Raw genomic sequence first — 10,981 nt, 5'->3', positions numbered from 1 at the left:
ACGAGCGCAGCGCCCACCGCCACACCGACTACCACCTTGACCTTGCGGGCAACCGACTCATCAACCGCTACATGCCCGAAGCTTTTATGGCCGACATGCGCCATCCGGGTAATCGCCTGAGCGAAGATACGCATTATTATTATCAGTATGACCAGTACGGCAACCTCAGCCAAAAAACCCGCAAACGCGACGCGGGCGAAGTCCATCACTACCGCTACGACCGCAGCCATCGGCTCGTCAGCTACCTCTGCGCGCAAGACGGCGAAGCCCTACGCGGCGGCCGCTACTGCTACGACCCGTTAGGGCGACGCATCGGTAAACAGGTCATGCAGCGCAACCAGCCCAAGCACATCAGCTGGTTCGGCTGGGACGGCGACAAACTGGTGCTCACCGAGCGCGATGGCACCCGCATTCACACGGTCTATTTACCCCACAGCTTTGTGCCCCTGCTGCGCTTTGAAGGCGATAAGCCGCCCACGGTCACTCCGCTGGCCGACAAACTTGAGCAGGAAGTCGGTATCACGCTGCCGCCCGATTTCAAGCAAACCCTGCACCACATTGAGCTAGCGCTGCGCGCCAACCGCCTCAGCGAAGAACAGCACGCGTGGCTCAATCAGGTTCAGCTTAGCCCTGACTATCTGGCCACCCTACTCGACCCGCTGCCGGATACGCCCTACGCCGCCCAACTGTACGACTGCAACCACCTCGGCACACCGCAACAGCTCATCAACCTCAACGGCGATATCGACTGGTCCATCACGCTGGACGCCTGGGGCAATGCGCTAAGCGAAGAAAATCCGCATCAGCTGCACCAACCAATCAGAATGCAGGGGCAGCAATACGATGAAGAGTCCGGCCTACACTACAACCGCCATCGCTATTACGATCCGACGATAGGACGGTATATTACTCAGGATCCGATTGGGTTGAGGGGGGGATTAAACCCGTACACGTACCCGTTGAATCCGATCATGAATATAGATCCCAAAGGGTTATGTCTTGAAGATGCTTGTGTTCTTGAAGGTGCGGCAGTTTATTCTTTATGGCAATGGTTAGTTGTGGGCTCCGCAGGTGTAGTGATTGTTGCGAGCAATAATAAAGAGACGAAAGCACTTAACGAAAAATTGCAACAAACAAAAACAGAAAATTTAGCTAACTGTGAGGAGAAAAAGCTCTGCCCACCTTGTAAAACAATTAGTGGAAACATAGTACCACGGGGAACTATCGGGTATCGTCATGATCTAGTCCCGCCAGGAAAGCCTCACCATCCATATACAGGCGATCATTATAATCTGTACAAAGCAAATCAGAATCCTAATAATTGTCAATGTTTTTGGAAAGAGAGTGGTGCAGCTGATGCTGCTAATGGCTTTCCACCTCCAGCAGGTTCTATACCTATAGAACCGTTTGTGTCTTAAAAGGATCGAATATGAAGTATCCAGATGGTAGTGATGTTTTACTGGGGGATATCGTTACTCTTGGGGGAGGAATGAACGGAGTCGTTGTTTGCAATTTTGAAAACAACGAGTTTGCTAAAGGTTTCGATAAAGATGAGTGGGGAGATTTTAATGTGGGGATAATGGTAGAATCTCCACAAGCTGGACTTGTATATTATTCAGGGGATTGTATTGATTTAACTCTGGTAAATAGATTTGCATCACATTCTTCTCATAAAAAAAGAAGAGCACGAAGCTATAAGTAAAAAAATCACAATATTTATCTGTTACGATAAGGTGGCCGTTACTGGCTTAAGCCTGCAATGAGGACATAATACACTGGTTGAACTGACATGTAGCCAAACGGCTGACCAACAGGCGGCTTATGATTACGCGGTTAGCGTGGCGAATAATAAAGAAAGGGATAAATATAATTGGAATCCTTTTTCATCTAACCAATGTAGAACATTCTCAAAAAATGCATTCGAGGCAGCACAAAAATGAAATTAACAACTGTTATACTGATAACATCACTAGTAATATTATCAGTACTATGCACAGTTTTAACATATCTATGGATAGACCGCTCTATTACACTCGCATATGTTAATGCAAGTGTAGATTCAGAAGTAAGATCCAGAATTATCATCACTGATCTTATCGAAAGTGAATGGCGTGGGAAAAGTTTAAATGAAGTATATCAAAAACTAAGCACAGAAGTACAAAAGCATCCGGAGAAGAATATCGTGTTAAATAAAACAGAGAAAACAATTGAGTTTGATGAGCTCTCATTCTTTTTTTATAATAACAGATTAAAAAAAATTGAGTAACCGACAAAGAAACACATATATTTTATTCTTTTAACTAAGCCTTAAATAAAGCAGCGATCGTTTAAGAGCTCTCTATCAACTCCTATGAGAATATTTATTGTTGATAGGGAATAGCCGACACACAGAATTGGAGCATGCTACTCCAGCCCCAACTCCGCCCTCGCCTGTGCAACATCTGCCGCTGATAAAGGCATATAGCCGTCTTGTGACACCAGTTTTTGGCCCTGCGCCGACAGCACGCTGTCCATAAAGGCGGCGGTTAGCGGTGACAGAGGTTTTCCCGGTGCTTTGTTCACATAGATATACAGATGACGCACTAGCGGGTAGCGGCCTTGCACAATATTTTCCGCCGTCGGCTCAATCGCTGGGCCGCCATACTGGCTCACCGCCAACATATGCACACCGCTGGCACGAAAACCGATGCTGGCATAGCCAATGCTATTAAGAGAACCCGCAACCGCCTGCACGACCGATGCCGAGCCTGGCAGCTCGTTGACACGTGGGCTGAAATCGCCGTTACACAACACCTGCTGTTTGAAATAACCATAGGTGCCCGACGCCGAGTTGCGCCCATAGAGCGAAATGGCTCGCGACTTCCACTCTCCGCCTAAACCCAGCATTTTCCATTGGGTAATCGGCGTTGAATCACCACAGCGCAGCGTGCTGGAATAGATGCTGTCTAGTTGATTAAAACTGATTTCACGCAGCGGATTATCTTGATGTACCAACACCACTAAAGCATCTAAAGCCACGGGTATGGCTAACGGAGGATAACCATAGTGCTGCTCAAAAGCCGCGATTTCCGCCGCCTTCATAGGGCGACTCATCGGCCCTAGCTGAGCGGCGCCCGCAGCCAGCGCAGTGGGTGCGCTGGACGACCCCGCTGCCTGCAGCTGCACATTCACATTGGGGTTACTCTGCGAAAAGTTATTTGCCCACAGCGCCATCAGGTTCACCATCGTATCCGAACCCGCACTGGACAAATTCCCCGATAACATAGACTGACCAACGGCCATCGCGGGTAACGAGATAAAACCATAAACGACGCCAATCAGCGCCGCCTTCCATTGTTTGATTTGACGTCCCTGCATCAGATTTCCTTGCTCGGTAGCCCTTTCTGGCCTTTGTTTTTTTGCGCCACGCTCTCACCTGATAGTGGCACAATGAGATGCGGCGGCAGGGTAAACACGAAGCGCGTGCCCAGGCCAATTTCACTCATGATATTGAGCGTAGCTTCATGATGATTCAACGCATGTTTGACTATCGCTAGCCCCAAGCCGCTGCCGCCGGTTTGGCGCGAACGCGCTTTATCGACCCGATAGAAACGCTCCGTTAAACGCCCCAAATGCTCTGCTGCAATGCCGGGGCCATTATCGCTGACTTCGAACTGCGCACCTTGGGTAGTTTGCTGCCAGCAGACTTCAATTTTGGTGCCGTCCGGCGTGTGGTTAACCGCGTTGTATACCAGATTAGAAACCGCACTACGCAGCTGATCGTCGTTACCGAATACTTTGAGTTTATCGTTGATGCGGAAGGTGATTTCATGGCGACCGTTACTCAACGACAGCGCTTCACGCTCTAGCATATGCAGCATCACGGGCACATCAACAATTTCATTCAGGGCAATCGGCGGAGCCGCTTCGATCTTAGAGAGGGTCAATAGCTGTTTCACCAAGCTGTCCATGCGCTTGGTTTGCTCTTGCATGGTCGCAAGCGCTTTTTGCCGTACCGGAGCCGCCATATCCTCATCGTTCATCATCTCGAGGTAGCCCTGCAACACGGTCAGCGGCGTTCGCAGTTCATGGCTTACGTTGGCAAAGAAGTTACGTCGAGTCCCCTCTAACTGCCGCGTTTGAGTCACATCGCGTGCCACCATCAACAGTTGACCTTCGGCATACGGCATCACCCGAAATTCAAAGAAACGGCCATTATTGAGGTGCAGCGTGAGCGGTCGGGCAAAATCTTGCGATTGCAGATAATGCGTGAATTCGGGATAACGCAGAAGATTAAGAATGTGCTGACCATTATCCTCCGGCCAACGAAAACCGAGCAGGTGCTGCGCCAAGCCATTACACCAGAAAATATTGCCTTCTTCGGTCGTCATAATCACCGCATCGGGCAAAGACTCTGCGCCGCTGCGAAAACGCTTAATCAGCAGTGCCAGCTCGCGACGACGGCGTCGATTACGCTGCTGCATCTGATACAGCCCGTAGAACAACGGCTCCCAGCTTCCTCGCCCTGCGGGTGGGGTCATACTACGGTCGACCCATAGCCAGTGCGAGAGGCGCAACTGGTTATAGAAATGCCAGCCTAAAAGCGCAGACACCGCAGCCAGCAGAAACCACGGCAAATAGCCGATCAGTAGCCCAAGGATCACCGCCGGAATGCAGCAAAACAGCAGCTCCAGCAACAGTCTTTTCCACGATAGGCGTTCAAGCACGATGTTGGCTCTTTGTTCTTAACAACATAGAAATAATAGACATAGTGATACCCAAAATCAGTGAGGCCCGATTAAGGGTCCCAATGCATAATCATACCGTTTACTTAAGCTCGATTTTAGGGGGAGTACACCGATAGGGTCGTAGCGGCGCAAGCCGCCGGAGCGCCCCGCGGTGTGCTAGCCCCGTGTATCTCGATCTTTTAAACAAGCGTCACGGCATATGCATAGCGGGTTAGAAACGCGCCGAAAAACGATAGCCCGTCCCACGTACGGTTTGCACCATTTTATCATGCCCGCTCAGCTCCAGCGCTTTGCGCAGCCGGCGGATATGAACATCCACGGTGCGATCTTCTACATAAACGTTAGTGCCCCAGACATGATTTAGCAACTGCTCGCGGCTATAAACGCGCTCGGGGTGAGTCATGAAAAAATGCAGCAACTTAAACTCAGTGGGCCCCATATCCAACGGGGCTTCATTGGCCATCACGCGATGTGATGTCGGATCGAGGCTCAGCCCCTGCACTTCAATCACCTCTTCCACCGCCATCGGTGAAATACGGCGCATCACAGCTTTAATTCTGGCCACCAGTTCCTTGGGCGAAAAGGGCTTGGTGATGTAATCATCTGCGCCCACTTCTAAACCGCGCACGCGATCTTCTTCTTCACCGCGAGCGGTCAGCATCATCACAGGAATTTCACGCGTTAACGCCTCGCGCTTCATATGCTTGATGAACTGGATCCCAGAACCGCCCGGCAGCATCCAATCCAGCAGCACTAAATCAGGATAAGGCTCAGAAAGCGAGTTCACCGCGCTGTCATAATCTTCGGCTTCAACCGGTTGGTAGCCGTTTTGCTCTAAAACAAAACACACCATTTCACGAATTGGCGCTTCATCTTCTACTACCAATATGCGTCTGGCCATTGTTAATCCTGCTTAAGTTTGGTTGCGGGCGCCATTATGCGTCAGATTTATGACAGATTTATGAAAAAAAACAATATGCCCAGCATCACTGTAATAAATGGTTTTGTAAACCTAGACCGATTATGGCCTTCGCGCCGGACATGGGTTCACCTCCCCTCGAGATTGCGTATAATCAATTTTATTCTCGGTAGTGACCCACGCTACGCTCAGCAAGGACAGCAGGACTCTTATGCGTCTTATCCATACTTCAGACTGGCACCTTGGTCAGCATTTTTATACCAAAAGCCGTAGCGCTGAACATCAGGCCTTTCTGCGCTGGCTCATTGAACAAGCATCGGCGCATCAAGTCGATGCCATTATTGTGGCTGGCGACGTATTTGATACCGGTTCACCGCCGAGCTACGCGCGCGAGCTGTATAACCGCTTCGTGGTGGAATTACAGTCAACGGGCTGCCAGTTGGTGGTGTTAGGTGGCAACCATGATTCCGTCGCCACGCTGAATGAATCTCGCGATTTATTAGCCTGCTTGAACACCCAAGTTATCGCCAGCAGCGCAGGCGATTTACAGCATCAGGTATTGCCGCTCAAACAGCGCAATGGCTCCGTCGGCGCTATTTTGTGCGCGGTGCCATATCTGCGCCCTAGAGATATCCAAATCAGCTTAGCGGGGCAATCTGCCGCAGAAAAACAAAACGCCCTCCAGCAGGCTATCGCTGCGCATTATCAGTCGTTGTACGATCTGGCCGTTGCCGAACGCGACGCCTTAGGCGGAAACCTGCCGATTATTGCCACCGGACATCTCACCACTATCGGTGCCAGCACGTCCGACTCGGTGCGTGATATCTACATTGGTTCACTCGATGCGTTCCCTGCCTCCGCGTTTCCTCCTGCCGATTACATTGCGTTGGGCCATATCCATCGCCCCCAGCGCGTGACCAGCAGCGAGCATATTCGCTACAGTGGCTCGCCGATCCCCCTTAGCTTCGATGAACTAGGCAGTGAGAAAAGCATCTGCTTAGTCGATTTCTCAGGGGCTACGCTGGAAAAAGTGACGCTCATGCCAGTCCCACAGTTTCAGCCAATGCAGCTCATCAAAGGCAGCATTGAGCAAATCGAGCAACAGCTCGCCGCATTTAAACCCACCACGGCGGATCACGGCAAGAGCGAAAAACCGGTCTGGCTGGATATTGAAATCAGCAGCAGCGCCTATTTAAACGATCTCCAACGCCGGATCCAGCAGCAGGCAGAAAACCTTCCCGTTGAGGTTATTTTGCTACGCCGCAGCAAAGAACAACGCTTGAGCGCCCTCAAGCGCCAAGACAAAGAAACGCTGAGCGAGCTGAGCGTCAGCGACGTCTTTGAGCGCCGTTTGGCGCAGGAAGAAACCGACGATGAAGCGCTGATCGCACAGCAATCGCGCATTCGAAATCAATTCCATCAGGTGCTGGATGAGCTGGTGTTAGAACAACAGCAAGACGAGACTCGTGAGGAGCATGACGCATGAAAATCCTCAGCCTACGATTAAAAAACATCAACTCGCTCAAGGGCGAATGGAAGATCGATTTCACCCGTGAAGACTTTGCCAATAGCGGCTTATTTGCCATCACGGGCCCAACCGGCGCGGGCAAAACGACGCTGCTTGATGCACTCTGTTTAGCGCTGTATCACCAAACGCCGCGTTTGAAAGTGTCGCCAACGCAAAATGAACTGATGACACGCGGCACCGCAGAATCACTGGCAGAAGTTGAATTCGAAGTCAAAGGGGTCGGCTATCGCGCCTTCTGGAGCCAGCGCCGTGCCAATAATAAGCCAGATGGCAATTTACAAACGCCAAAAGTAGAGCTCGCGCATATTGCCGATGGTGAAATCATTACCGATAAAATCCAAACCAAGCTGCATAAAATTGCCGATATTACCGGTTTGGATTTTGGCCGTTTCACCAAGTCAATGATGCTGTCACAGGGCCAGTTCGCCGCCTTCCTCAACGCCGATCCGGCCGAGCGAGCTGAATTACTCGAAGAACTCACCGGCACCGAAATTTATGGGCAACTATCCGAACAAATATTCCAGCGTTTCAAACAGGCAAAAATCGATCTAGATACGCTGCATGAACGCGCCGCAGGCGTAGAGCTGCTCAGCGAAGAGGCGTTAAACCAGCTCACCGAGCGTTTATCCCAGTTGCAACGTGAAGAACAGCAGCAAACGTCGTTGCGCCAAACGCTGATGACCGACCTCCATTGGCTGCAAAAAAGCCAAGAGCTCAGCCAAAACCGAGAACAGTGCACTCAGCGCGTTACCGCAGCATCGCAGCAATGGCAAACCGCCCAGCCGGAAATTTTACGCCTTGAACGCAGTGAACCGGCCGAGAAACTGCGCCCATTGTTGCTAACGCTACGCCAGACACGCGCTGATTTAGCATCTGCGACTCAAAACCAGCAACAGCGCGAACAGCAGCGCCAACAGTTGACCTCGCAGATAGCCTCGCTGCAAACCGCGTCATCCCAAGCGCTTCATGCCAAACAGCAACAGCAGCAGCAACGTGCTGCAACGGAAACGCTGATTAACCAACAGGTGGTTCCGCTTGATTCACGGCTGGCGCAGATACGCGAAGACCTGTTAATTCAGCAGCAAAAACTCACGCAACTTAGTGAAGAAAAGCGGAAACAGGAAACCACGCTTAAGCAAAACCGAGAAAAACTGCAGGCCCAGCTGCTGGAAATCAACCAGCTTCAGCAACAGCTAGCAGACACGGCACAACATGCTGAATGGAATAGCCATTTAGGCCGTTGGAAAAGCCAGTTCGAACAATCGGCTGAGCTAAACCAAACCTTAAATGAATTGCGTAAACGCATTACCGATGCAGAAAAGAATATCGCTGCCGAAACAGAAAAGCTCACGGTTCTGCAGCAGGCGGGCTCCCTACTCAGCCAGCGTTTAGCTCAGCAGCAAAAAATCTGCGCTGAAGCTGAATTACAGCATCAGCAGCTCAACCAGAAACACAGTTCAGCGCAGCTAGAAGCACAGCGTGAGAAATTGCACCGTGGGCAGCCTGCGCGCCAAATTCTGATACAAACCAGCCCGCTGTTTGAAAAAGCCTCACAGAGACAAAAACAGCTGCAGTTACAAAATGCGCAACGCACGCAGGAACTGCACGCCCTAGAGCAGCTTTTAGCCGCCAAACGCTTAGCCTATAAAGAGAAACGTCAGCATCTTAGCGATCTGGAAAAGCAGATCGATCTACAGCGTCGAGTGATCGGACTGGAACAAGAACGTACGTGCTTAGTGGCTGGCGATCCCTGCCCACTCTGCGGATCGCTGGAGCATCCGGCGGTTAAAAACTACCAAACACCCACCCTTTCAGACAGTGAACAGCGCCGCGACGCGCTACGCATAGAAGTCGAAAATCTCAGTCGCGAAGGCAGCGAATTGGGAGAGCGGCACAAGCTGATGCTGCAGACGCAAAATCAGCAGCAGCAAGAAGCCCAAGCCGTTGAAGCTGAAGTCATGCAGTATCAACAGCGCTGGGCTCAGGCAACGGTAGCGCTCGAACTCAGCTTAGCGATTGACGACCGTGAGGCGCTAGAAAGCTATCTCACCGAAATTAATCAGCAAGAAGAGGCTCTGCAAAACACGCTGCGTCAGCGAGAGATTTTGAGCAAGAGCTGGCAGCAGACCAAAGATGCGCTGAACAATATTCAGCAAGAGGTCAACCAAACGCTACAGCACATCAGCCTGCTGGAATTGAGCACTCAAACGCAGAGCAAGCAGCTCAATGAGTGGCGCGAGGACTACAATAAACAGTTAGCACAGCAGCAGCAACGTGACATCGCCCTTACCGATGAACTGCATAAACTGCAATTAACCGCGCCTATCTCTGGCAACGAAGCCGAATGGCTGGAACAGCGCAGCAACGAGTTTACGCTCTGGCAACAGCGCCAAAACCACAGCCAAAAACTAACGCTAGAAAATACACGCCTGATGGCGGAAGAGCACAGCCTCAGCCAAACCTTTGCCGCCCTAGAAACACAGTGGCAAACACAACATCAGCTTTGTTCTGAGCTTGAAACCCGCCTGAAGCAGATGCAGGCCGAACGCCAAAGCCTTTTGAATGGACGTAGCGTAGACGAGGTACGCCGTTCGTTAATTGAGTCTGAACAGCAGGTTGAAAACCAGCTTCAGCAAGCTCAACAGGCTGAACACCAGATACGACAACAGCTACATAAACTGAGCGGTGAGCTCGAAAGCGCTCAACAACAACGCTTGCAATTAGAACAACGGCTCAGCCAGCAGCAAACAGAGTTTGAGCAGGCATTGGCAAACAGTCTGTTCGCTGATGAAAATACGTTAATTGCCGCGCTGTTAGACGAAAGTGAGCTCAAACGCCTGATCGCACTGCGTGAACAATGCAAAAATCAGCTTTCGCAGGCACAAGCTTTCTTGCAGCAGGCAGAAAGCGAGCTATCCAAGTGGCTAGCGCAACGCCCTGAAAACCTTGATATCAATGCCACGCTAGAAAATCTCAATCAGCAACTATCTATGCTGGCTGAGCAACTGCGCGAAAACAGCGTACAGCAGGGACAAATTCAGCAGCAGATCCGCAGCGACGCCGAGCGAAAACAGGGGCAGAAAAGCCTATTTGCGCGTATTGAACAGAGCAGGCAGGAGTATGAAGACTGGAGCTATCTCAACCAGCTAATTGGCTCAAGCAGCGGCGATAAATTCAGAAAATTTGCGCAGGGTTTAACGTTGGATCACCTGGTCTATTTGGCCAACCAGCAGCTTGCCCGCCTGCACGGTCGCTATTTGCTGCAACGTAAAACCAGCGACGCGCTGGAGCTAGAAGTGGTCGATACATGGCAGGCCGATGCGGTACGCGATACTCGCACCTTATCCGGTGGCGAAAGCTTCTTGGTGAGTTTAGCGCTGGCGCTGGCGCTATCCGATCTGGTCAGCCATAAAACCAGCATTGATTCGCTCTTCCTTGACGAAGGCTTCGGTACACTGGATGCGGAAACCCTTGATACCGCGCTCGATGCCCTCGATACGCTCAACGCAACCGGCAAAATGATTGGCGTCATCAGCCACGTTGAAGCCATGAAAGAACGGATACCGGTGCAAATAAAAGTGAAAAAAGTGAATGGGTTGGGGATTAGCCGCTTAGAAGCGCAGTATGCGATAGGGAATGGGGAATAAAACATCCCCTAATCTTTATATTTTGTTAAGCTTTGCTTTTGCGAGAAGGACAATGTTCTATACAACATTGTCCTTCTCGCAATGTCCGTCGGAGTGATATCCCATCCTAGCTCGTTCAGTTTATCTAAACATATCGTTATTAATAACTTGATTATTTTAA

The 10,981-nt window shown here is 50.8% G+C and carries 8 protein-coding genes; 5 read left to right on the top strand and 3 right to left on the bottom strand.

Going from position 1 to position 10,981, the window contains the following annotated elements; genetic code table 11:
* Positions 1 to 71: 71 nt before the first annotated feature.
* The 3 genes from BN1044_RS24120 (at position 72) to BN1044_RS10710 (ending at position 2,266) form a co-directional block, all read left to right on the top strand.
* Complete coding sequence (locus tag BN1044_RS24120; RefSeq protein WP_139130925.1) at positions 72 to 1,418, top strand: RHS repeat-associated core domain-containing protein; 1,347 nt, start codon at positions 72 to 74, stop codon at positions 1,416 to 1,418.
* A gap of 11 nt (positions 1,419 to 1,429) precedes the next feature.
* Positions 1,430 to 1,702 carry a hypothetical protein gene (locus BN1044_RS10715; protein WP_072308653.1) on the top strand — a complete coding sequence of 91 codons (273 nt, stop codon included), beginning with the start codon at positions 1,430 to 1,432 and terminating at the stop codon, positions 1,700 to 1,702.
* Positions 1,703 to 1,936: 234 nt separating this feature from the next.
* On the top strand, positions 1,937 to 2,266 hold the full coding sequence (locus tag BN1044_RS10710) for an Imm58 family immunity protein (protein ID WP_072308652.1): 330 nt from the start codon (positions 1,937 to 1,939) through the stop codon (positions 2,264 to 2,266).
* Positions 2,267 to 2,403: 137 nt separating this feature from the next.
* Here BN1044_RS10710 and BN1044_RS10705 read toward each other — a convergent pair whose 3' ends face one another.
* The 3 genes from BN1044_RS10705 to phoB form a co-directional block, all read right to left on the bottom strand.
* Positions 2,404 to 3,357: a PstS family phosphate ABC transporter substrate-binding protein gene (locus BN1044_RS10705; protein WP_072308651.1), complete on the bottom strand. Its 954-nt coding sequence runs from the start codon at positions 3,355 to 3,357 to the stop codon at positions 2,404 to 2,406.
* A complete protein-coding gene (phoR, locus tag BN1044_RS10700; RefSeq protein ID WP_072308650.1) occupies positions 3,357 to 4,706 on the bottom strand; it encodes a phosphate regulon sensor histidine kinase PhoR in 1,350 nt (449 codons plus the stop codon). Before phoR ends, BN1044_RS10705 begins: the two co-directional genes overlap by 1 nt.
* Before the next feature lie 232 nt (positions 4,707 to 4,938).
* Positions 4,939 to 5,628: a phosphate response regulator transcription factor PhoB gene (gene phoB, locus BN1044_RS10695; protein ID WP_004091956.1), complete on the bottom strand. Its 690-nt coding sequence runs from the start codon at positions 5,626 to 5,628 to the stop codon at positions 4,939 to 4,941.
* Positions 5,629 to 5,857: 229 nt separating this feature from the next.
* Here phoB and sbcD point away from each other — a divergent pair, with 229 nt between their 5' ends.
* Complete coding sequence (gene sbcD / locus BN1044_RS10690; protein WP_072308649.1) at positions 5,858 to 7,132, top strand: exonuclease subunit SbcD; 1,275 nt, start codon at positions 5,858 to 5,860, stop codon at positions 7,130 to 7,132.
* Entirely contained in the window at positions 7,129 to 10,821 is a 3,693-nt protein-coding gene (locus BN1044_RS10685) for an SbcC/MukB-like Walker B domain-containing protein (RefSeq protein WP_072308648.1), read from the top strand. Before sbcD ends, BN1044_RS10685 begins: the two co-directional genes overlap by 4 nt.
* Positions 10,822 to 10,981: the final 160 nt, after the last annotated feature.

This window comes from Hafnia alvei, from assembly GCF_900095695.1.
GTDB classification, from domain to species: domain Bacteria; phylum Pseudomonadota; class Gammaproteobacteria; order Enterobacterales; family Enterobacteriaceae; genus Hafnia; species Hafnia alvei_B.
The sequence above is the reverse complement of the archived record's forward strand: the minus strand, read 5'-3'. Positions and strand labels throughout refer to the sequence as shown.

Coding starts and splice junctions, on each gene's coding strand:
- sbcD (WP_072308649.1), top strand. CDS start 5,858: ATGCGTCTTATCCATACTTCAGACTGGCACCTTGGTCAGCATTTTTAT.
- BN1044_RS10705 (WP_072308651.1), bottom strand. CDS start 3,357: ATGCAGGGACGTCAAATCAAACAATGGAAGGCGGCGCTGATTGGCGTC.
- BN1044_RS10710 (WP_072308652.1), top strand. CDS start 1,937: ATGAAATTAACAACTGTTATACTGATAACATCACTAGTAATATTATCA.
- BN1044_RS10715 (WP_072308653.1), top strand. CDS start 1,430: ATGAAGTATCCAGATGGTAGTGATGTTTTACTGGGGGATATCGTTACT.
- BN1044_RS10685 (WP_072308648.1), top strand. CDS start 7,129: ATGAAAATCCTCAGCCTACGATTAAAAAACATCAACTCGCTCAAGGGC.
- phoB (WP_004091956.1), bottom strand. CDS start 5,628: ATGGCCAGACGCATATTGGTAGTAGAAGATGAAGCGCCAATTCGTGAA.
- BN1044_RS24120 (WP_139130925.1), top strand. CDS start 72: ATGCCCGAAGCTTTTATGGCCGACATGCGCCATCCGGGTAATCGCCTG.